This is a genomic window from Pseudoalteromonas luteoviolacea (genome assembly GCF_018100925.1).
GTDB classification, from domain to species: domain Bacteria; phylum Pseudomonadota; class Gammaproteobacteria; order Enterobacterales; family Alteromonadaceae; genus Pseudoalteromonas; species Pseudoalteromonas obscura.
The window spans coordinates 329,046-351,344 of the sequence record NZ_JAGJEH010000003.1 but is presented as its reverse complement, the minus strand read 5'-3'; the positions used below and the strand labels follow the sequence as shown (position 1 = coordinate 351,344).

Here is a 22,299-nt window from a genome sequence, read left to right as displayed (position 1 = left end):
AAGGGACAAAGGTGCACACACTTAAATAAAAAAGCACAGTAAATGAGCAAATATGATAAATCTTATGTTAATTGCCTTTTTAGTCGTGTTCGTGGTTGTCTATTGGTACCTCAACGACATAAAGCGCTATTTTTGGCACAAAAAATACCATCCACAAAAACTGTCACCAGCGGATAAAAAAGTGTTGCTTAACTACATGCCTATCTATCGCAACATGACAGACGCTGACCGCGATAGGCTTGAGCAGCATATTATTTGGTTTTTAGGTGAAAAGCGGGTGATTGGCCGTGATGGCTTAAAAGTAACAAGGCCAATGTCACTGATCATTGCAGCTGATGCATGTCTGCTGGTCTTAAACCAAGTGTGGCCATTATATCCGAATGTTAAAGAAGTACTGTTGTATCCAAGTCAGTACTACGCACCGCAATCCAATAAAGACAGCGCGGGACTGGTGAGCTATCACACGGCGGTTAGGCAAGGCGAGTCATGGCCTGGTGGGACCTTGGTACTTAGTTGGCACGATGTTTTAGAAGGAAACCGCCTTCCAGGTGATGGGCATAACTTAGTGTTTCATGAGTTTGCGCATCAGTTAGATCAACAAGCTGGCAATACGAATGGTACACCCGAGTTACCAAAGGAAATCAGCTATCAGCATTGGGCTGATGTGTTGAGTCGAGCCTATCGCCAACTTAAAACTCAACTTGCGTATCAAATGCCCCATGTGATCCATGAATATGGGGCGACCAATGAAGCCGAGTATTTCGCAGTATTAACCGAAACCTTTATTGAAAAGCCTGTAGAGCTGAAACAGGAGAATCCAGAGCTGTTTAACCTGATGGTAGCCTATTTTAGATTTGACCCCAGAGACTGGTTGGGAAGAACGATTTAGGACGGGTCATAAAATACAAAAAAGCCGCTAAGGTAGCGGCTTTTTTAGATATGTTTACAACTTATGAAAAGTTGATTTCGTTACGTTCACCACGCTCTTTGCGTCTGTTGTCACGGTTACCATCTCTGTTACCGTCACGGCGCTTGTCGCTACGTGGATCTCTGAAGCTGCGCTTACCACCGTCACGACGGTCACCACGCTCTTCGAAGCGTCTGCCACCATCACGGCGCTCACCACGCTCTTCAAAACGTCTACCACCTTCACGGCGATTACCATTGCCGCGTGCCTGATCTGCTGGGTGAGTGCTCTTAGTCATCTTCATTGGACGCTGACAAATGTGAACGCCTTGGAAGTGTGTTAGAGTCTCAGCTGGCATATCCTGAGGAAGCTGAACTGTGCTGTGCTCATCAAATAAGCGGATTTCACCGATAAACTTACTTGAGATATCGGCTTCGTTTGCAATCGCACCAACAATGTTCTTAACCTGAACACCGTGCTCACGACCAACTTCAATACGATATGTATCCATTGGACCTGTGTTACGACGGCCTTTTTTATCACCACGGTCACCACGTCTGTCATCTCGGCGATCACGATTGCCATCACGGTCACGACGCTCACGCTGTTGAACTTTAATTTCTTCAACTTTAAGTGGAGACTGTTGCTGTGCAAGGCAAAGAAGTGCGGCAGCAAGTTGTTCTTGGCTCAGTTCAAGTTTTTCACCTAGACCTTGAGCTACTTCACTGAAGAACTCGATGTCTTTGTGATCAAGTGACATGCTTAGCTTATTCTGCAGTGCTTCGATACGCTTTTGCTCAACGATTTTCGCACTTGGTAGCTCTACTTGATCAATGTCTGAACGAGTATGGCGCATGATGTTACGTAACAAGTAACGCTCGTTACCTTTGACGAACAAGATAGCTTTACCTTTACGACCTGCACGACCAGTACGGCCAATACGGTGAACGTAAGCTTCGCTGTCTTGTGGAATATCGTAGTTGATAACTAGGCTTAGGCGGTCAACATCTAGACCACGTGCAGCAACGTCTGTTGCGATAACGATGTCTAGTAAACCACTTTTCAGTCTTTCAACTGTGCGCTCACGAGCCTGTTGGTTCATGTCACCATTTAACGGTGCAGCAGAGAAACCTTCACGCTCAAGCAGTTCAGCAAGCTGAACAGTATCATTACGAGTACGTACAAACACGATAGAAGCATCGTAATCTTCAGCTTCTAAGAAACGTACAATTGCTTTGTTTTTATGTGTCGTTGCACGCCAGTAAACTTGCTCAATAGTGTCAACAGTTGAGTTACGTGGCGTGATTTTTACTTGCTCTGCGTTATCTAAGTACTTAGAACAAATAGATTGGATCTGCTTTGGCATAGTTGCAGAGAAAAGACATGTTTGCTTTTCTTCTGGTGTTTTTTCCATGATGCTTTCAACATCATCGATAAAGCCCATGCGTAGCATTTCATCGGCTTCATCTAATACCAATGCATTCAGGTTAGATAGATCAATGGTCTTACGGTTGATATGGTCGATTAAACGCCCCGGAGTTGCCACGATGATCTGTGCGCCACGGCGAAGTGCACTTAATTGCACGCCATAGCTTTGTCCACCATATAGCGCAAGTACTTCTACGCCTCTGGTGTACTTAGCATACTGCTCGAATGCCTCTGCAACTTGCAGTGCAAGTTCACGAGTCGGAGTCAGTACTAAAATTTGTGGTTGCTTAACGGATGCGTCAACATTGTTTAATAGCGGCAGTGCGAAAGCTGCCGTCTTGCCCGTACCCGTTTGCGCTAGTCCCAGCACGTCCTTTCTTTCTAGCAATAACGGTATACATTGAGCCTGGATCTCAGAAGGTGATTGATACCCTAGCTCTTCGACTGCTTTAAGGATTGCAGGAGAAAGATCTAAAGATTCAAACGTTACTGGTTCTGACATTAATGCGCCTCAACAATTTAAAAGAGGCGGCATTGTACAGTAAAGAAAAGATAATTGCTTGTATAAATTGGCACTAAATTTGTAGGTGGTTGAAATTGGTCAAAAAATAAACTGTGTTTTTTTTAGGGTTATTGATATAACCCTAAATTTGCCTTGGCATAGGCCTCAAAATCATCAAATCCACCGATGTGAGATTGGTCGACAAATATTTGTGGAACTGTGTTACAAGGCTTGCCTGCTGACTTTTCCAGATCGGCTTTACTGATCCCTTCTTTATTTATGTCAATGTATCGAAAATTAAAGTCATTACGCTCTTCTTTTAAACGTGTTGCCAATTCTTTTGCACGTACACAGTAAGGACAGCCTTCACGACCAAAAATAACAGTAAACATAGTAATAACTCTCTTAGTGATTTCAATGCCACTCAGTATAGTTGAGTGAGGCAAAATTAAAATTGATTAAAAGCTATTAACGTAATCTGTTTTTTCGATTGAAATAGGCTTCAAACTATTAGTGTTCTCTAACTTCGATACACCGTTTTAATTAAGTGGTAACCAAACTTCGTTTTAACTGGTCCATGTACTTCATACAGTGGCTTTTTAAACACGACGTCATCGAAGGCTTTAACCATATCTCCTTTGCTAAATTCTCCTAGGTCACCACCTCGCTTTTTCGAAGGGCAGGTTGAATGCTGTTTTGCCAATTTATTAAAGTCGCCACCTTTTGCTAATTTGGTTTTGATGGCTAAGCATTCTTTTTCTGTTTTAACTAAGATGTGATATGCACAGGCTTTAGGCATGATAATACTCCGAGGTGTTTAACGGACGGATCATGCAAGGCAATGGCGAAAAACGCAAGTGGCAATTACTTATTCGCCATGCCTTATTGGGAAGGTTAACACCACTTGTGCTTATCAGCGCAAGTGGCTAGGGGAATTAAAATGTCACGCTAAAACCGATTGAAGGACGCATTTCAAAATCATCATTTTCTTCTTTTATATGAAGGTCACTAACAGACTTAATTTTGTCGTAATCCAAATCGATGTAGGCCACATTGTCTTGGCCATAAGCATTCATAAGTTCGAATACTAACTTACCATCTAACCCAAATACGGAGGTTTTTCTTTCAAAGCGCACATCAAGACGATGGTAGGTTTTGAAGCGCTCTGAAAATGGATCACCATATACAGGTAAAAAGCGACCAGCGTGATCCGGGTTTTCTCGCACACCAACAATTGGTGTATATGCTTGGCCACTTCGTGCGGTGAAGTTAAAGCCACCTTGCCACAACTCATTGATGTCGTAGTTGAGCACTGCATTGAAGACCAACGGTGTATCAGCGTAATAATCTCGTGTGACATTGCGTCTTAAATCAGTACGTTCGCTTTTTGCGTAACTCAGCGCGACCCAGCCGTACCAGTTATCGGTTTTATTTTTGTTGACTAATATGTCAACACCATAAGCACGCCCCTCAACTTGGTTGCTGTACAAAAGGTGTGCATCACTACCGGAATCAATAGCAAGCGGCAGGTCTTCCATTGTTTTGTAATAGCCTTCGATTGACCATGACCATTCGTTTTCTAATTCTTGTCTAAAGCCTAGTGTGCTGTGAGTCGCAACTTGAGATTTTAATTTGGGGTTTCCAATTTCAGGCAAGATGTACTCGACATCTTGCATGCGATTGTAACGACCAACTTTTGCACTGATCACGCTGTTAGGTGAAACATAGTAATTAACCGCAAGACGAGGCGAGGTGAAGGTCTCATCTGTATAACGGTTGTGTTGGCTTTGCAAGCCAAGCTCTGTCTGCCAGTCTTCATGTGGCTGCCAGATATGAGTGATACCAACAAAACCTGAGTCCAAATCAATGGTACGTTTACCGTTGATCCGATCGCCTTTTTTCAAATCACAGTCAGGATCTATTTCAGTACAAAGATACTGAAAAGTATCGTATTCATAAGTTGTTTCATTATCGAAGTACGCAGCATCTAAAACGAAACGATGTTGATTATTGACGGTATAGTTTAAGCGCGCCTTGTAGGTATATTGTTTTTCCCCTTCTTGTTCGTAAAAGCCTGCAAGGTTCGTGGGTTGTTTACCATATTCGAGTCTGCCAGAGTGATCCAATGCACCTACACCTACTTTTAGATGAAACTTCTTATTGTAATGATCCCATAGGATACTTTGGCTGTTAAATTCTCTAATAAATCGAGCATCACCCTGAAATTCAGGTGTTTTCTGTGCGAGTTCCGCCCGCTCACTAAACCCAGCAGCGGCTGAATCTTCTGCACCCGTAAAATTAAAGGTGAGGGTATTGTTATCATTGATGTCCCATAAAAACTTGCCTTGATAGTCGTGGTCATCAGGAGCATCGTTGATAGTGACACCGCTAGGCTCTCCATCATCATCTTCCAGCTCTTCACCTTCGCTAAAAAATAGTGGCAAGGTACTTTTTCTGCCAGATACATAAAACGCGGTATTCTCAGTAGCTTGACCCTCGACAAAAAATCCAGCATTAAACATGGAGAAATCTAGCGTGGTCGTGATGGGCTGGTATTTGGGGTTTCTCAAGGTAACGTCAAAAACAGCGCCAGTTGCATTACTGTATCCGGCACCGTAACCAGCAGAATATAATTGAAAATCTTGAATTATGTGGCGGTTAAAAATAGAGCTGCCAAAATCATGAAATATATAACCTGCGGGCATGAAATCGACTTCAAACATGTTATCGCTAGGTGAAGAACCTCGCACTGCAGGCTCACTCATGGAGCCTCCCGCAGCAACAACACCGGGCAGGGCAAAAACGGCACGTAGCGGATCTCCCAAAGCACCAGGCATTTCAATCAGTTTTTCTGTGTCTTCGGTAATTTCTGAAGTAATTGAGCTGCGTTTATAGATAACTTCAATGTGTTCTATGTCATCATTTTTGGTTTGAGCATTGGCGGCCATCGCCATACACAAAACCACAGGAGATAAAGTAAAACGTTTAAGAGTATGCTGAGCAAACATCGTCGAGTCCCTTTGGCAGTGAGGAGAATTAATTTGAGGGACAGTGTACGGACTAAAAGCGTTGATTTATTGCGGGTTTGGGTAAGAAAGTGTACTAAGTAGATACACTTTCTTACAAGCGTAAGCGTATTCCAAGCTCACTAGAATAGCCAATTGAGCGTTCAATTATTTTCAGTTTTGGATCCATAACATAATAAGTTGGATAGGCTTTAACTTTGTAATCCTGTGCTGTTTTTTGATTGCCTAACAAGATTGGCATAGACAGGTTTAAGTCTTGGCTAAACTTGGTGATTTCTTCCGTACTTTGGAAATCTAGAGCAATGGCAACAGCATTAACTTTACCTTGGCGGTGCAATTTATCTATATTGGGCATGCTATAGCGGCATATGTTGCACCACGGGGCGAAAAAGTAAATTACCGAACGCTCACCTTGCAGCGCGCTGATATTGTATCGCTCTGAGGGATCTGCCAATGTTGGCAAAGAAAAGTAGGGCGCGGACTGTTTCCCATCGTCTTCTAGCATCCCTAATTCTTGATATGCCAAGGCTGCGGCGAGTACGACTACAAAAATAATAATATTAAAGAGGGACTTAATCATTATTGGCGCTTAATCTACGTTGTTAAATATGGAGACCGAGCGCCAGTATAAAAAATTGCAACAAGGTTGCAAGGGATTTATTAATTCATACAACTTCATTGCCTGGTTGTATAGCAAAGGCGTCAATCGTTATGATACTCACGATTGATAAATGTTTTCACCGAGATAACGTTTGGCTTTATTTGCTTTTAACTTAGTAAGGTCAACTAATACAAGGCCATCAATACAGTTATTGAAATCAGGGTCGGTACTGAAACTTAAGAAGTTAACACCACTTTGTTCGCACAATTCAGTATATTGTTTAAACAGTGTTGGCACTTGCGCACCCATATTTGCCAAAATATGTTTTAGCTCTGCAAAGTCTTCTTTTATATCATCACCACAAAACAGGCTTTTGCATGTATCAAGTTGTGACTGGGACAGCTTAAACTCATTGTTGGGTTGGGCTAGATTATCGAGATCTGAAAAGTAATGTTGATAATGATATACCAGCATGGCTTTTGCTTTATCTGGCAAGGTGTTGGATAAACTGACTGGGCCAAACAAGTACCTGTGTTCAGGGTATCGCTTAATAAAAGCACCGATGCCATACCAGAGGTAATCCAAGCTCTTACGGCCCCAGTATTTAGGCTGTACAAAACTTCTGCCTAGTTCCAAACCTTGTTCAAAATAAGGGGTCATAGCATCATTATACGAGAATAAGCTACTGGTATATAACCCACTAGGACCATGTTGTTTGATGACCTGTTGTGCACTGGCTAAGCGGTACGCGCCAACTAACTCTAGTTGTGTGGCGTCCCATAGCACAAGCTGTTGATAGTACATGTCATATTTGTCGGTGTCTCGCCTTTTTCCGCTGCCTTCACCAACGGCTCTAAAAGCAATTTCTCTCAATCTGCCAAGTTCTCTAAATATCGGAGAGCTCCCAGCATATTGATAGAGGTAAATTTGCATTCCATCTGATGTTTCGCCTAGGCGCTCGCATTGTTCAATGGCTTTTTTTAGCTCTTTTTTGCATTCAGGTACAGCGATGGGGGTTTGCGTTTTTAACGGCAATGTTTTTTTGCTGTTTAGCCTGTAAAGCTGTTTGCGTATAAGTGCAACGATCTCTTTGTCTTTTAAATTATCTAGGCGATATGACTCTGGAGGGATACTGGCACCAATCTCAAACTCTAGTGACTTTTGCCGTTGTTTAAACATTTCCTTAACTAATAAAAGACTCGCTAATGGTTTGTAGATCATAGAGGTGCCATAAAAGAGGGGGCTATTTTTAGCCTTGATGTAAATTGGCAAAATTGGACAGTTGGCTTTTTTCGCCATACGTAAAAAGCCTGTATTCCATTTACAATCTTTTATTCCAGTGGGGCTAAGGCGGGATACTTCTCCGGCTGGAAAAATTAACAGCGCGCCTTCTGCTTTTAAATGTTTTTGAATATTCGCGAGCTCTTGTTTGCGACTGGCATTAGATAAGTTGTCAACGGGCAATAGCAAAGAGTGCATTGGAGTAATTGACATTAGCATGCGGTTGGCGACAACCTTTAGATCTGGTCTTGCTTTTGCCAGTACTTTTATTAGCGCCAGTGCGTCCAATGATCCAATTGGGTGATTTGCGACGATAACGACGCTACCCTCACTCGGAATATGTTCAATTTGTTTGGGTTTGAAGCGTGCGTCAAAGTCTAACTCCTCCAGTACTTGCTCAACAAACTCCAATCCTTCTAAATGTGGGTAAGTGTCGGCAAATGCAACAAATTCCTGTTCATGCAACAAGTAACCTAGGCCTTTTTTTACCAACCCTTTTACTTTAGGTGAGTTCTCCAACTGAGGCAGGTTTGCTTCGATCACTTTATCGACGCTGATCATAAATATTTCTCTACGGCTGTGTTTATAGCAGATTAAAAAGCAAGTGTGACAGCCATGTTGCAAGGGTATGTCAGTTTTATGGTGATATTGCTCTATCAACAATTTACCAGTGGCAGGTATACTGTGTGTGTCTTGCAACAAGCGTAATGAAGGGAGAAGAAATGTCTGTACTAGTCTGTATTACGGGTCGAAACAATGACAAGTTGATGGCAAAGCTTAAGGGAGCTTTACCAAATGTTGATATATACCAGTGGCCGCATTGTGATAATTTGGCCGATATCGAATTTGTACTTGTTTGGAAAGCGCCTGAAGAGTTATGGCAACAGTTACCAAATTTGAAAGTGGTACAGTCATTTGGGGCTGGGGTAGATGGGATCCCAGTCGATAAACTACCTTCCGGAGTTGAAGTCGCGAGGATAGTTGATAAGCAATTGAGCCAGGATATGGCTGAGTATGTGCTTTCAAATATTCTCGCCTACAAACTTAGGTCTCAGGAGTACTGTTCAAATCAATCAACATCATTTTGGAAGCCCCGAAGAGCGAGACAAGGTAAGACTGCGGGTATACTGGGAATGGGTGAACTGGGCGCGGTAGTGGCGAAACGTTTGTCGGTAAATGGGTTAAATGTCAGAGGATGGTCTCGGACAGCAAAACAAATAGATAATATTAGGTGTTTTCACGGTGAAGAGCAGCTGAGCGATTTCCTATCTCAGCTGGATTACTTAGTGTGTTTATTGCCTTTGACGGAGGCAACGGCAGGCATATTAAATCGCACGTTGTTCAGTATGGTGTCAAGTGACTGCTTGCTGATTAACGTTGCCAGAGGGCAGCACTTAAATGAGCATGATCTTATCGAAGCATTGGATAGCGGTGAGCTTGGCCATGCTGTACTGGACGTGTTTGCAACTGAGCCTTTGCCTAAAGATCATGCGTTTTGGTCACATCCAAAAGTGACAGTGACTCCGCATGTTGCAGCGGTTACCAACTTGGATACGGTTGTTGCACAAATTACCGATAATATAAATGCCTGTTTAGAAAGAAAACCGATTAAAAATACAGTGAATACAAGTGTTGGGTACTAACTGGCATATGTGGTGTGGACCTTTCGAGTTCTGACTGAATTTATCTCAAGTGACGGTAATTAATGAATAATTTAATAGAGATAAAAATTAACTACATGATTTGTAAGTAAATGTAATTAAGAGTTATTCTAATTTACATAATTACTGTATATAAAAACATATTGAGACATCTATTTATATTCAGTATGTTAGAAAAAAAACAATAATAAAACAGGAAAAGACAATGAAAAACGGGCAAGGTGGTGTGAAACTTTCTTTTGTCGTTATTTCAGTACTCGCGTTAGGCGTGTCGGCTTGGTTTAATCAGGCACAGGCGGCTGAATCGCAACCCTGTACGTATTCTCTTCAGCAAAGATAAGAATCGTTAAATTAAGATGGGGCTGTAGCAGCCCCATTTATATTATTTACCTTTTGGCGTGTATCTCTCTGTTTTCTAACTTTTTCTCTTCGCTTTTCTTTAGCAGTGTGTATGTTGAACCACTGCCACCATGGCAAGTTAGAGCCGAATGAAATGCCAGCACACAGGGTATTTCTTGCAACCATTTATTACAATAGCTTTTTAAGATAGCGGGAAATGGTTTGCTTTTAAGCCCAATACCGTGGCGGATCAGCAAAACTCGGATATTTCTTTTCTGACAATCTACTACGAATTCAAATAGCGCCTGTCGAGCTTCAACGAATGATTTGCCATGCAGGTCAAGTGTTGCATCTATTTGGTATTTACCGAGCCTCAAATTTTTATATACACCTTCCTGAACGCCGTCTTTTTTATAACCAAGTTGATCGTGGGGGTCTAGCAGATCAACATATTCAGTAGAGAGAAAGTTAGGATCAAAGTCTAATTCTTTTTGAGCAGCTTCCCGCCTAGCGAGTTGTGCCTCTGTTGGTTGGCTTTTTTGTTTCTCTAGTTGTGCGCGATTGTCTTGTGCCAGCGGTACAACATCGCCCATGGAAGCTAAAAATAACTCTTCATCTGTCATGGCCATGACAATCCTCCAATAAGGGACATTTTTCCCGATTCTAGCTTATCAAAGATTTCTTGGATAGCCTTGAGGCAATGAATATTTGTTTGCCCGATTGGCATGTGAAAGTAGTAAATAAGCGCTTTATAGAATGCAAAAATGAATAGTTATTAATTTTTATTCAATAGATATTATTAATGAAAAATTTCTGAAGCGTTGAGCGCTTCAGAATTTGGCTATCAATTTGTATCGTAGTGCTCAAGTGTAAATACTTTGAACAAATAAAATGAGTTGATCAGTATCAAGCCAAGATTAGAAATCACTGAAGTATCCATAAGATCTAGACTAAATAACACGAATAATAAGCTACAGGCCATAACAGCCGCGGTGCGAAGCAGTGTTTTATGATTAATAAAAAGAGCTCCAAATCCCAGTACTAGTAATAAACTATTTAGTAACCAGTCAAACTCGTTAGCCATGATCTTAAATTAACTCCATATATGATTAAAAAGGGGCGCCATTATGCGCCGCTTTTTTAGTCATCTCAAACGAGTAATTTTACGTTGTTCGGATTAGTTTTTCTAATTGATTATGAGGTGTTTCAGAGCAGCAATGAATCCCTGAGTTTCGATAATTGAATATTTTTGGCAAGTGTCGGGCTTTGACACATCTTGACACAAATAAAGTGTGTTGCGATCCAGCGCCGGAATAGGTTGTAAAATAGAGTCAAATAAAATGGGCTTTACGCCTGGTAATCCTGGCCAGTAAACGCTTTGAGTGACCATACTTAACTTCTTGTAAGTGATGAGTTGAGGCTTGGGAAATAAAATAGCGGTGAGCGCGAACACGCCAATAATAATCAGCTTTGTAAGCCCTTTTTTAGGAGGGTCAACTTGCTGTTGTTGGAGTCTATGTTGTTGTTCGAGTTGTTGTTGTCTTTTTATTTGCTGGGCTGAGAGACGACGCTTTTTATTTTTGTCGGCTTGTTGCTTTTGAAAGTCGCTTTTATTCAATAGTGATTGTTTTTTTGGATTAATTGCCATGCTTAGGTGTAGCCTTTTGGTTGCAGGACTCTATAATAGTTCTATGCTATAGATGATAGCGCATTTCTAATTACTAGCCCACGGGAAAGGATATGGAACAACAAATCTCTATTCTCATTGTTGATGATGTAGGAACTGTAAGAAGCTTTTTGCATCAGACATTGATGCATTTGGGAATTGACAATGTCAAAGAAGCGTCAACTGCTAAGCAGTGTATTGCTGCTTGTGAAGAGCGACATTTCGATATTGTCTTTTTGGATATTGAATTACCAGATGGAGATGGAAAAGAACTAATAGCTGAGCTAGCTCAGATTAACCCAGACATAAATGTCGTTATGGTCTCTGCCCATTCAACGGTTGATAATGTCAAAGATGCCATTGAGCGCGGGGCTAAAGGGTTTGTCGTAAAACCTTTCTCACCGAAAAAGATTGCCGCTATGTTGAAAAAGTTTTATCCAAAACTGGAAATTGCTTAGTCAGCGTAACCAATCTTAGATAAACAGGCATAAAAAAACCGACTTACGTCGGTTTTTTTATATCCATTTCCACAGATTATAGCGCTTTGATTTTAGCAGCTAGGCGGCTCTTATGACGAGCAGCTTTGTTTTTGTGGATTAGACCTTTAGTTGCGTAGCGGTCTAGGATTGGAGTTGCAACAGCAAATGCTTGCTGTGCAGCTTCTTTATCACCAGCTTCAATAGCAGCGATAACTTTTTTGAAGTATGTACGCATCATTGAACGACGGCTTGCGTTGTGCTGACGACGCTTTTCGCTAGTGATAGCGCGTTTTTTTGCAGACTTGATGTTAGCCAAGGTATGCTCCTAACAATCTTTTAAAAATAAGCTTAGTTTAAAGGCCGAGGACTATGCCTGTTTTATGATCCAATGTCAATAAAAAATAACCTGCCCGGCCTAAGTATTTCAGTGCGGCTCACACACATACATTGACGTCTACAAACTAATTTAGACTTAATAGTGTGCAGCCCTTATACCGTCTGTTAACCATCTCCTAAACCTTTGGCCCTCGGCTATAGTAACAACAGACTACGAATCAAAAGCTAAGTGAGCTAATGATTAATGCGCGCATTGTAGCAAAACACAGAACCCAAGCCTAGCTTTAATGTCGCTTGTTATTTCTCATCAATGGAACAGGATTTACGGTTATTGTTCGATGTGGTCTGTGGCATACTTGCCGCAGACTGTTTATAGGTAGGATGGGTTTAGTGGCAAAAGGGTTATTTAAGTCGGGCATGATAGTAAGTGCCATGACAATGTTGTCTCGAATTTTAGGACTAGTGCGCGATGCTGTGGTAGCTAATTTACTCGGTGCAGGGCTTGCTGCGGATGTATTCTTGTTTGCAAACCGGATCCCAAATTTTTTTAGAAGGTTGTTTGCTGAGGGCGCTTTTGCGCAAGCATTTGTTCCTGTGCTGTCTGAAATTAAAGAAAAGCACGGAGATGATGAAGTCCGGATTTTTGTTGCACAGGCAGCAGGTACCTTAGGCACAATTTTACTAGGGGTGACCTTGCTGGGTGTTATTTTCTCTCCAGTTATCGCCGCGTTGTTTGGTGCAACTTGGTTCGTTGACTGGTGGCAAGGTGGAGAAAATGCCGCTAAATTTGTACTGGCCAGTGCCCTACTCAAACTGACAATTCCTTATTTATTTTTCATTTCTTTGGTGGCGTTATGTGGCGCAGTGCTCAACGTCTACAATCGATTTTCAGTGGCGGCGTTTACACCGGTATTGTTAAATCTCAGTATAATCAGCAGCGCCGTATTCCTTCATGAGCAATTTGAACAAGGGGCCTATGCACTCGCTATTGGAGTGTTTATTGGTGGTGTTATCCAACTGGCATTTCAAATTCCATTTATGGGGAAGTTGGGTGTGCTTTCTAAGCCAAAATTTGCATGGCGTGCGCCTCATATTGTCAAAGTACGTAAATTAATGCTACCAGCTATTTTTGGTGTATCAGTCAGTCAGATTAACTTATTGCTAGATACTATTATCGCGGCAGCTCTGATGACAGGTTCAATAGCATGGCTTTACTACTCAGACCGCTTAATTGAGTTCCCCTTAGGTTTGTTTGGCATCGCCATCGCGACGGTCATATTGCCCACTTTATCTAAATTACATGCAACAGATAAAGCTGAAAACTTTCAACACACTATGGATTGGGGAGTACGCTTTGTTTTGTTACTCGGGATCCCCGCGATGGGGGGGCTGATGGTGATCAGTCCTTTGATCATCTCGGTTTTATTTGGCCACGGAGAATTTAAAAATAGTGACGTTGATAACATCGCAGCGGTGAGCGCAGGTGTTGCTGCATATAGTGTGGGGTTAGTGAGCTTTATGCTTATTAAGGTGTTGGCTCCTGGGTTTTACGCCCGACAAGATACTAAAACGCCCGTTAAGATAGGAATCAAAGCGATGGTTTTAAACATGGTATTTAATTTAGCCTTAGCGCCTTTTATTGGGTATCTCGGCCTTGCGCTGGCGACTTCTTTGTCTGCAACGTGTAATGCTTTTTTACTTTACCATGCGCTAAAAAGGGAGGGGGTATACTCGGTATCTAGATTTACTCTATTTTTCGCCGCCAAGTCTGTTCTAGCGACGTTGGCAATGGTCGGTACGGTATATTGGCTGTCACAACAGCTGATTTGGCGAGATGAGGGTCTTTTCACACAGCTATGGGTGTTAGGCTTCTTATTGGTATGCGCAATGTTTATGTACTTCTTGGTGTTGTTTGTTTTTGGGGTCAGGCTCTCAACTATCAAGGAGATCCGGGCTGTAGAAGAATAAATCGGCGCGAATGAGGGGTTTCATGGCTCGCATTTCTAACTAACTTGGGTATAATCGGGCTTTTTGAAGACTCGAGCAAAGGCACGCGTTGTATGCAATTAATCAGGGGTATCCATAATATTCGACCACACCATTATGGATGTGTATTGACTATAGGGAACTTTGATGGTGTTCATTTGGGCCACACTGAAGTACTAAAGGGGCTCAAAGCCGACGCTAAAAAATACAACTTACCCAGCACTGTGATGTTGTTTGAGCCTCAACCTCAAGAATTTTTTGTCAAAAATAAAGCGCCAGCCCGTTTGACACGGCTGCGTGACAAGCTTGCACTGTTAGCAGAAAACGGCATTGAAAGGGTCATATGCGTAAGTTTCAATGATAAGTTTTCAAACTTAGAAGCGGAATACTTCGTTCGAGAAGTACTTGATCAACGGTTAGGTGTGAAAGCACTGACGGTTGGTGATGACTTTCGTTTTGGCAAAGCCAGAAAAGGCGACTTTGCAATGCTGTCTACGATAGGCCAAGAGCTAGGCGTGCATGTCAAAGATACTCAGAGTTTTAGGCAACAAAATAGTCGAGTGAGCAGTACACTTATTCGTACAGCACTGGCACAAGGCGATCTACATAAAGCACATGAAATGTTAGGTCATACTTACGCTATCTCTGGACGAGTTATTCACGGTTGGAAAAAAGGGCGCGAGCTTGGTTTTCGAACCGCCAATGTAGCGTTAAAAAGGCAGGTTAGCCCAGTTCAAGGGGTATTTGCCGTCAACGTCTACATTAAAGATAAGATTTACAACGGTGTTGCTAATGTGGGTACGAAACCAACTTTAAATGGTAAACGTGCTTTACTTGAAGTACATCTGTTTGATTTTGACCGGGACATTTACGGTCAATTTATCAAAGTGGAGCTAATTCATAAGCTCCGCAATGAGCAAAAATTTGAGTCACTGATGCATCTGACAAAGCAAATCTCGGCAGATGTCGATGCAGCAAGAGCAGTATTTTCTAAAATTTAGGTAGCCGAGCGGGTAGTAAGTTAAATGAGCGATTACAAACATACTTTAAATTTACCGGAAACTTCATTTCCGATGCGTGGCAATTTGGCACAACGTGAACCCAAAATGCTAAAAAAATGGTATGAACAAGACCTTTACGGTCAAATACGCATTGCGAAAAAAGGTAAAAAGCCATTTATACTTCACGATGGACCTCCTTATGCAAATGGTAATATTCATTTAGGCCATTCTGTAAATAAAATTTTAAAAGACATCATCATTAAGTCAAAGACGCTGTCAGATTTTGACGCGCCTTATGTGCCTGGTTGGGATTGTCATGGTCTACCAATTGAACTAATGGTAGAAAAAAAAGTAGGGAAGCCTGGCAAAAAAGTGTCAGTGGCTGAATTTAGAGAGAAGTGTCGTGAATACGCACGTAAACAAGTTGATGGTCAAAAGGCGGACTTTAAACGTTTAGGTGTGTTTGGTGATTGGGACAAGCCTTATCTAACCATGAATTTCGATTTCGAAGCCAATGCGATTCGTGTTTTGGGTCGTATTATTAAAAATGGCCACTTGCACAAAGGCGCAAAGCCTGTTCATTGGTGTACTGACTGTGGCTCTGCACTTGCAGAAGCAGAAGTTGAATATCAAGACAAGCAGTCTCCAGCTATCGATGTGCGTTTTGTGTTCTCTGATATCAGTGCTGTAGAAAAGGCATTTTCACTCAATGAAGGTCATGAAGGCAAAGGTGATATCAGTACTGTAATCTGGACAACGACGCCATGGACTTTACCTGCAAACAGAGCAGTCGCGGTACATGGCGGTTTAGAATATGCACTAGTACAAATTGAAGACGAAGGTAAAGAGCAGCGTTTAGTATTAGGTTCAGAGCTAGTTAAAGACGCAGTTGACCGCTTTGGATTTAAGCAATATCACGTATTGGGTTACTGTAAGGGTGATGTGCTAGAAAACCTTGAAGTGGCACACCCATTCTATGATTTTAATGTACCAGTTATTTTAGGTGATCACGTAACAACAGACTCAGGTACAGGTATCGTGCACACCGCGCCGGGCCACGGTCAAGAAGACTTTGTGGCAGGACAGGCATACAATCTAGAAGTTGCTAACCCTGTGGGTGCAAACGGTGTATATCTGCCAGATACGCCTATTTTTGCCGGCCAACATGTATTCAAAGCAAATGCCAATGTCATTGAGTTACTGACAGAAAAAGGCATGTTAATGCATCACCATGCATTAACGCATAGCTACCCGCATTGTTGGAGACACAAAACTCCAATTATTTTCCGTGCGACACCTCAGTGGTTCGTCAGCATGGATCAGGCTGACTTGCGCAAAAACTCGATGAAAGAAATTGAGCAAACTCAGTGGATCCCAGCATGGGGCGAAAACCGTATTGCAAACATGGTAGAGGGGCGTCCTGATTGGTGTATTTCGCGTCAACGTACTTGGGGCGTACCAATTGCACTATTTGTAGATAAAGATACGGGTGCACTTCATCCAGATACTGAATCGCTCATCGAGAAAGTTGCTGATTTAGTTGACGAAGCGGGTATTCAGGCTTGGTATGACTTGGAGACAAGTACCTTATTAAATGAGGCTGATGCAAAGCAATATGTAAAAGTGCAAGACACGCTGGATGTTTGGTTTGACTCAGGTGTAACCCATGCTTGTGTTGTCGATGCGCGTGAAGACTTAACTGGCCCTGCAGATTTATACCTTGAAGGTTCGGATCAACACCGCGGCTGGTTTATGTCGTCTATGATGACTTCAGTTGCGATCAATGGTCATGCGCCATACAAGCAAGTGCTAACACATGGTTTCACGGTAGATGAAAACGGCCGCAAGATGTCAAAGTCTTTGGGCAATGTTATCTCACCGCAAGATATCATGAATAAGTTAGGTGCAGACATTCTACGCTTATGGGTAGCTTCTACAGATTACACTGCGGAAATGACTGTATCTGACGAGATTTTTAAGCGTTCAGCAGATCGCTACCGCCGTATCCGTAATACTAGCCGCTATTTATTGTCGAACTTAAGTGGTTTTAACCCAGAAACCGATTCGGTAGCCATTGAAGATATGGTGGAACTTGATCGCTGGATTGTCGCTCAGGCAGCTGAGCTACAAAAAGAAATCGTAGACGCATACGATAATTATCAAATGCTGGTTGTAACACAGAAATTAATGAATTTCTGTACAGGTGAGCTAGGCTCATTCTACCTAGACGTTATCAAAGATAGACAGTACACAGCGAAGAGTGACAGTCACGCACGTCGCTCATGCCAAACTGCGCTGTACCATATTGCAGAAGCAATGACGCGCTGGATGGCGCCAATTCTAAGCTTTACAGCACAGGAACTTTGGGAAGCGTTACCAGGGCAGCGTGGTGAATTTGTCTTTACAGATGTTTGGTATGAAAACATTCAAGGTGCAACTTGTGGTCAGCTAGGTAATGACTTCTGGCAGGAACTGTTAACTGTTCGTGATGAAGTGAACCGAGTATTAGAAAGCGCTCGTAAAGAAGAAGTGATTGGTGCAACATTACAGGCTGAAGTAACACTTTATACGGGTGGTGAGCTGGCAGAGAAGCTTCAAGGTTTAGAAGATGAACTGCGTTTTGTATTGTTGACGTCAAAAGCACATGTTGAGGTTGTATCAACTCAGCCTGAGGACTCTGTTGCTTCTGAGGTAGATGGGTTATTTATCAAAGTCGCAGCGACTGATGCGGCCAAATGTGATCGCTGCTGGCATCACAGCGAAGATGTCGGTACAAATGAAGCACACCCAGAGCTGTGTGGCCGTTGTATTACCAATGTTGAAGGTGAAGGCGAACAACGCAAGTTTGCATAGGAGTTGCAAGTGACAAAATTGACCGAACGAAGTGGTCTAGTGTGGTTATGGCTGAGTCTACTGCTTTTTGCAGTAGACTTCGGCACAAAGGCAGTCGTAGTAGCGAATATGAAGCTATATGAATCTATCGAGCTGCTGCCATTTTTTAATTTCACTTACATGCACAATTATGGTGCAGCTTTTAGCTTTTTAAGTGAAGCAGGCGGATGGCAGAGATGGTTTCTCAGCGGCATCGCAGTCGTGATCAGTGTGTTATTGATCGTGTGGTTGAAAAACTTGCGTGCAAATAACTGGGTACTATGTGGTGCATATTCACTGGTATTGGCTGGTGCAATAGGCAATTTATATGATCGCGTGACATTGGGTTACGTTGTCGACTTTTTACATTTCTATTATCAAGACTGGCACTATCCCGCCTTTAACGTTGCTGATATGGCGATCGTCGGCGGTGCTGGTTTACTTCTTTTTGATGCATTTTTTGGTGATAAAACCAATACTCGGGAGACAGAGGCGTGAGTGAACAAGTCATAGGCCCAAAATCAGAAGTTCTATTCCACTATTCAATAAAGCTGGAAGATGGATCTGCTGCTGACTCAACAAAGGTAAATAATAAACCTGCGAAGTTATTTATGGGAGATGGAAGCCTCACTGAAAATTTTGAAAGCTGCTTATTGGGACTCAAAGAAGGTGACAATAAGAGCTTTAAGCTGCAACCAGAGGACGCCTTTGGTATGCCGAACCCGGACAACATTTATTATTTAGACCGTACTAAATTTGGCAGTGAAACGCCTGCTGAAGTAGGCAGTATTATCGCGTTTACTCAGCCAGATGGCACTGAATTGCCTGGCTTGATCCGTGAGGTCGCTGGTGACTCTGTAACTGTTGACTTCAACCACCCTCTGGCAGGGCAAGTGGTGACATTTGAAGTAGACATTTTAGAGGTTCATAGCTAATGGAAATTTTGTTAGCCAATCCGCGAGGCTTTTGTGCTGGAGTAGACAGAGCAATTAGCATTGTTGAAAGGGCTTTAGATATTTTTGAAAAGCCTATTTATGTACGCCATGAAGTTGTTCACAACAAATATGTTGTGAATGGCCTGAAAGACCGTGGTGCAGTGTTTGTTGAAGAGCTTCATCAAGTACCTGATGACAGTATTGTTATTTTCAGTGCGCACGGTGTATCACAGCAAGTTAGGCAAGAAGCTAAAAGACGCGAATTAAAGGTTTTTGATGCGACATGTCCACTGGTAACCAAAGTCCATATGGAAGTTACTAGAGCGAGCAGAAAAGGCACAGAGTGTATTTTAATAGGTCACAATGGTCACCCTGAAGTTGAAGGTACAATGGGGCAGTATGATAACCCTCAAGGCGGAATTTACCTTGTTGAAACGCCAGAAGATGTCGCGTCTTTGGAAGTAAAAGATGCGAGTAATCTGTTTTACTGTAGCCAAACAACGTTATCAGTTGATGATACCGCAGATGTGATCGAAGCACTTCGTATCAAATTTCCTAAGATCCACGGTCCTCGTAAAGATGATATCTGTTATGCCACGCAAAATCGCCAAGATGCAGTTCGTGACTTAGCGGATAAAGTTGATCTGTTGTTGGTGGTCGGTGCGAAAAATAGCTCAAACTCGAACCGTTTGCGCGAACTTGCAGATAAAATGGGCACCGCTGCTCACCTGATCGATGATGAAAAAAGCATTTCGCCTGATTGGTTTGAAAATGTTGAACGTGTCGGAGTGACTGCGGGGGCTTCTGCACCCGAAGTGCTTGTTCAGCAGGTCATTTCACGCTTGAAGCAACTTGGTGGTGAAACTGTTGTGGAAAACCCAGGTCAAGAAGAAAATGTGGTGTTTGCAGTGCCTGTTGAGCTGAGATAACACATGACTCCATGGGTTCATTCGGCATCGATTGACCGTGGTTTATTTAAGGCGATGCTCTCGGAGCGAGGCATTCTTGCAATGATTATTGCCTCGCAAGCAGTCGCCTTCATTTATACTCTATCGAGTGGAAAAGATTTTTGGCTGAGTTTAGGGTTAGTCAGTTTATTTACCCACGCGAACGCATTCATAACACTTGCTCTAATCGCTTTTGTCGTTAAATATTTCAAGCAACTATCTTTCAAAACTGAGTTAGGTATTGTACTTGTCTTTTTCCAATCAGTTTGTATCTTCACCAGCTTAATAGTTCAGTACACTACCTTCTCACCAGTGGAACCAATTGATTGGCAATTTGTGTTTAACAACAACGCAATTTGCGGTTTTGTCGTTATTTTGCTTTTGCACTTTATGGCAATTTACATTGATAATTTAAACACCATCGCGCATGCCGCTAATGCTGAATTAGAAGCCCTTCAAGCGCGAATACGGCCTCATTTTTTACACAATGCATTAAATACATTAGCTGAGCTTTGCCACGAAAATCCGAATGCAGCGGAGGAGGCTGCGCTTACTATGGCAAAATTAATGCAGGTTGCATTTGCCAGTGGTAAAAAACACAGTCTTAGCCAAGAGATCTCCCTTACCAAAGGATATTTGACCATTGAAAAGTATCGTTTTGAGCATCGCCTCAACGTTGAGTGGAGTGTCCAAAATGTCGATTTAGATGTGCGTGTGCCAGCTCTAATTCTCCAGCCTTTAGTGGAAAATGCGGTTGTTCATGGTATTGAGCCTGCACGTTTAGGCGGCTCAATCAAAATTAAAGTGAACTGCCGTGAAGATAAATTGCTGTTTACAGTAGATAACCCATTTAATCCAGAATCAAAGTCCCGTTCAGGGCAGGGAATTGCATTGGAAAATATTCGCCGGCGCTTAGTTATTTATTACGGTGAGCAAGCGGCTTTGAAGACATCGCAAAAAAGTGGTAGATTCTTTATAAACGTGGTGTTGCCCCTAGGAGCTTTGAATGAAATATCTGGTAGTAGACGATGAACCAATTGCACGACGACGAATACAGCGACTACTGGGTGAATTTGAAGTTTTAAAATTTGTAGGCGAAGCCCAAGATGGCCAACAAGCAATAGAGTTAGTTGAGGAGCTTGAGCCAGAACTCGTTTTTTTAGACATCTCAATGCCAGGCATGGATGGAATTGAGCTTGGAAAAATATTACGTAACAAAAATGCCAATTTAAAGCTCGTTTACGTCACCGCTTATCCAGAGCACGCGTTACAAGCTTATCAAATATATGCTTCTGGCTATTTGGTTAAACCTGTAGACAGTGCGCAAATATCTGAGCTATTAAATCATCTATTCCCTGATACATTAGCTAAATTGCAATACCAAGTTGGACACGATATTCGATGGGTGAACGTGCCTGATATCCTTATTGCGCAAACGGATGACAGGTACACCCATATTTACTTTGAAGGCGGGGATGCACTTATCGATACTCCCCTAAAAAAACTTTTGTCTGACTACCCGCATCACTTTGTACAAGTGCATAGAAATACCATTGTGAAAAAGGCAAGCATCATAAAATTAGAGAGTTGCGAGGGTGCGCACCGTGTTGTACTCCAAGGTGTTGAAGAGCCAGTCCAGGTTAGCCGTCGTGCATATGCGAGCCTTAAATCAGTGTTTTAACCACTGACCCACATTGATTGACCGTTTAGTCACATGGCTATTTGGTTATACGAAAAAAGCGATACTATGTAGGGTAGATTATACGTTGAGTTTTTTTCATGAGTAGATTGTTTCCAAAAAAAAGCCAAGCAGGATTCACCTTGTTGGAGGTGGTGGTTGCTTTTATGGTTTTGAGCTTTGGCCTGCTCGGGGCAGTTGCATTGCAAGCGAAGGCGAAACAAGCCAGCTTCGATTCGATGCAGCGTGCGGCTGCTGTGGCTTTAGCTGGCGACATTATTCAACGTATTCGCTCAAATGATACCACTGCGCTAACAGACTTGTATGGTGGTTCGTTTACCAGCCAAACTCAGTTGAATACGGATACGACTTGCTTTTCTACCTTTTGCAATAATTTAGCAATTGCCAACCTTGATAAAGAACAGTGGAAGCAAGCGATCAGAGCGAAGGAAAATACAGGCTCGCTAGATGATACAACAGTATGTATCACACCTGTTAGAGATGGGGATGGTTTTGAAGTGACTGTCACGGTTTCTTGGGTAGGGCGACAGGCCATCAAGGCAAATAATACAACGTCAAATATTAACTGTGGTACGAAAGATGATTACAGAAGACTTGTTTCTTTAACCAGCTTCGTCCTAGTAAGGAGTTAACA

Annotated in this window: 23 protein-coding genes; 13 read left to right on the top strand and 10 right to left on the bottom strand. The window is 42.3% G+C overall.

The window, feature by feature from the left end; genetic code table 11:
- Positions 1–52 precede the first annotated feature (52 nt).
- Positions 53–889: a M90 family metallopeptidase gene (locus J8M00_RS07595; protein ID WP_211009694.1), complete on the top strand. Its 837-nt coding sequence runs from the start codon at positions 53–55 to the stop codon at positions 887–889.
- Between the two features lie 61 nt (positions 890–950).
- Here J8M00_RS07595 and J8M00_RS07590 read toward each other — a convergent pair whose 3' ends face one another.
- From J8M00_RS07590 to J8M00_RS07565, 6 genes are all read right to left on the bottom strand, one after another.
- Positions 951–2,837 (bottom strand): DEAD/DEAH box helicase, encoded by a 1,887-nt coding sequence (locus tag J8M00_RS07590; RefSeq protein WP_211009693.1) that lies wholly within the window; start codon positions 2,835–2,837, stop codon positions 951–953.
- Positions 2,838–2,965: 128 nt separating this feature from the next.
- Complete coding sequence (locus J8M00_RS07585) at positions 2,966–3,229, bottom strand: GrxA family glutaredoxin (RefSeq protein WP_211009692.1); 264 nt, start codon at positions 3,227–3,229, stop codon at positions 2,966–2,968.
- A gap of 128 nt (positions 3,230–3,357) precedes the next feature.
- On the bottom strand, positions 3,358–3,636 hold the full coding sequence (locus J8M00_RS07580; RefSeq protein ID WP_023396993.1) for a peptidylprolyl isomerase: 279 nt from the start codon (positions 3,634–3,636) through the stop codon (positions 3,358–3,360).
- 136 nt (positions 3,637–3,772) lie between these two features.
- Positions 3,773–5,845: a TonB-dependent receptor plug domain-containing protein gene (locus tag J8M00_RS07575; protein ID WP_211009691.1), complete on the bottom strand. Its 2,073-nt coding sequence runs from the start codon at positions 5,843–5,845 to the stop codon at positions 3,773–3,775.
- A gap of 112 nt (positions 5,846–5,957) precedes the next feature.
- On the bottom strand, positions 5,958–6,443 hold the full coding sequence (locus J8M00_RS07570; RefSeq protein WP_211009690.1) for a TlpA family protein disulfide reductase: 486 nt from the start codon (positions 6,441–6,443) through the stop codon (positions 5,958–5,960).
- 138 nt (positions 6,444–6,581) lie between these two features.
- Positions 6,582–8,306 (bottom strand): GNAT family N-acyltransferase, encoded by a 1,725-nt coding sequence (locus tag J8M00_RS07565; RefSeq protein ID WP_211009689.1) that lies wholly within the window; start codon positions 8,304–8,306, stop codon positions 6,582–6,584.
- A gap of 161 nt (positions 8,307–8,467) precedes the next feature.
- Between J8M00_RS07565 and J8M00_RS07560 the strand changes: the two genes are divergently transcribed.
- Together J8M00_RS07560 and J8M00_RS28430 are read left to right on the top strand one after the other, a co-directional pair.
- The gene (locus J8M00_RS07560) at positions 8,468–9,388 is read left to right on the top strand and encodes a 2-hydroxyacid dehydrogenase (protein WP_211009688.1); all 921 of its coding nucleotides are present in this window, start codon (positions 8,468–8,470) and stop codon (positions 9,386–9,388) included.
- Between the two features lie 223 nt (positions 9,389–9,611).
- Complete coding sequence (locus J8M00_RS28430) at positions 9,612–9,746, top strand: hypothetical protein (protein WP_282099767.1); 135 nt, start codon at positions 9,612–9,614, stop codon at positions 9,744–9,746.
- A 46-nt stretch (positions 9,747–9,792) separates the two neighbouring features.
- On the opposite strand, the gene smrA is transcribed toward J8M00_RS28430, so the two are convergent.
- The 3 genes from smrA to J8M00_RS07550 form a co-directional block, all read right to left on the bottom strand.
- Entirely contained in the window at positions 9,793–10,374 is a 582-nt protein-coding gene (smrA, locus tag J8M00_RS07555; RefSeq protein ID WP_211009687.1) for a DNA endonuclease SmrA, read from the bottom strand.
- 215 nt (positions 10,375–10,589) lie between these two features.
- Positions 10,590–10,829, bottom strand: coding sequence for a hypothetical protein (locus J8M00_RS28220; protein WP_247687276.1), 240 nt, complete (start codon positions 10,827–10,829; stop codon positions 10,590–10,592).
- A 102-nt stretch (positions 10,830–10,931) separates the two neighbouring features.
- The gene (locus J8M00_RS07550) at positions 10,932–11,393 is read right to left on the bottom strand and encodes a hypothetical protein (RefSeq protein ID WP_211009686.1); all 462 of its coding nucleotides are present in this window, start codon (positions 11,391–11,393) and stop codon (positions 10,932–10,934) included.
- 92 nt (positions 11,394–11,485) lie between these two features.
- Between J8M00_RS07550 and J8M00_RS07545 the strand changes: the two genes are divergently transcribed.
- Positions 11,486–11,869 (top strand): response regulator, encoded by a 384-nt coding sequence (locus J8M00_RS07545; protein ID WP_023396984.1) that lies wholly within the window; start codon positions 11,486–11,488, stop codon positions 11,867–11,869.
- A gap of 76 nt (positions 11,870–11,945) precedes the next feature.
- On the opposite strand, the gene rpsT is transcribed toward J8M00_RS07545, so the two are convergent.
- Positions 11,946–12,206, bottom strand: a complete 261-nt coding sequence (rpsT, locus tag J8M00_RS07540) for a 30S ribosomal protein S20 (protein ID WP_010382487.1) — start codon at positions 12,204–12,206, stop codon at positions 11,946–11,948.
- Between the two features lie 410 nt (positions 12,207–12,616).
- Between rpsT and murJ the strand changes: the two genes are divergently transcribed.
- The 9 genes from murJ (at position 12,617) to pilV (ending at position 22,297) form a co-directional block, all read left to right on the top strand.
- Positions 12,617–14,194, top strand: coding sequence for a murein biosynthesis integral membrane protein MurJ (gene murJ, locus J8M00_RS07535; RefSeq protein WP_348772549.1), 1,578 nt, complete (start codon positions 12,617–12,619; stop codon positions 14,192–14,194).
- A gap of 92 nt (positions 14,195–14,286) precedes the next feature.
- Complete coding sequence (ribF, locus tag J8M00_RS07530; RefSeq protein WP_023398593.1) at positions 14,287–15,213, top strand: bifunctional riboflavin kinase/FAD synthetase; 927 nt, start codon at positions 14,287–14,289, stop codon at positions 15,211–15,213.
- Positions 15,214–15,237: 24 nt separating this feature from the next.
- Positions 15,238–18,066, top strand: coding sequence for an isoleucine--tRNA ligase (gene ileS, locus J8M00_RS07525; protein WP_211009685.1), 2,829 nt, complete (start codon positions 15,238–15,240; stop codon positions 18,064–18,066).
- A 9-nt stretch (positions 18,067–18,075) separates the two neighbouring features.
- Entirely contained in the window at positions 18,076–18,582 is a 507-nt protein-coding gene (gene lspA / locus J8M00_RS07520) for a signal peptidase II (RefSeq protein WP_211009684.1), read from the top strand.
- Positions 18,579–19,019, top strand: a complete 441-nt coding sequence (gene fkpB, locus J8M00_RS07515; protein WP_023398596.1) for an FKBP-type peptidyl-prolyl cis-trans isomerase — start codon at positions 18,579–18,581, stop codon at positions 19,017–19,019. The genes lspA and fkpB overlap by 4 nt, the downstream gene beginning before the upstream one ends.
- On the top strand, positions 19,019–19,948 hold the full coding sequence (gene ispH, locus J8M00_RS07510; RefSeq protein ID WP_211009683.1) for a 4-hydroxy-3-methylbut-2-enyl diphosphate reductase: 930 nt from the start codon (positions 19,019–19,021) through the stop codon (positions 19,946–19,948). The genes fkpB and ispH overlap by 1 nt, the downstream gene beginning before the upstream one ends.
- 3 nt (positions 19,949–19,951) lie before the next feature.
- Positions 19,952–20,998 carry a sensor histidine kinase gene (locus J8M00_RS07505; protein ID WP_211009682.1) on the top strand — a complete coding sequence of 349 codons (1,047 nt, stop codon included), beginning with the start codon at positions 19,952–19,954 and terminating at the stop codon, positions 20,996–20,998.
- A complete protein-coding gene (locus J8M00_RS07500) occupies positions 20,973–21,647 on the top strand; it encodes a LytR/AlgR family response regulator transcription factor (RefSeq protein WP_211009681.1) in 675 nt (224 codons plus the stop codon). Before J8M00_RS07505 ends, J8M00_RS07500 begins: the two co-directional genes overlap by 26 nt.
- Positions 21,648–21,745: 98 nt before the next feature.
- Positions 21,746–22,297 carry a type IV pilus modification protein PilV gene (pilV, locus tag J8M00_RS07495; RefSeq protein WP_211009680.1) on the top strand — a complete coding sequence of 184 codons (552 nt, stop codon included), beginning with the start codon at positions 21,746–21,748 and terminating at the stop codon, positions 22,295–22,297.
- Positions 22,298–22,299 lie beyond the last annotated feature (2 nt).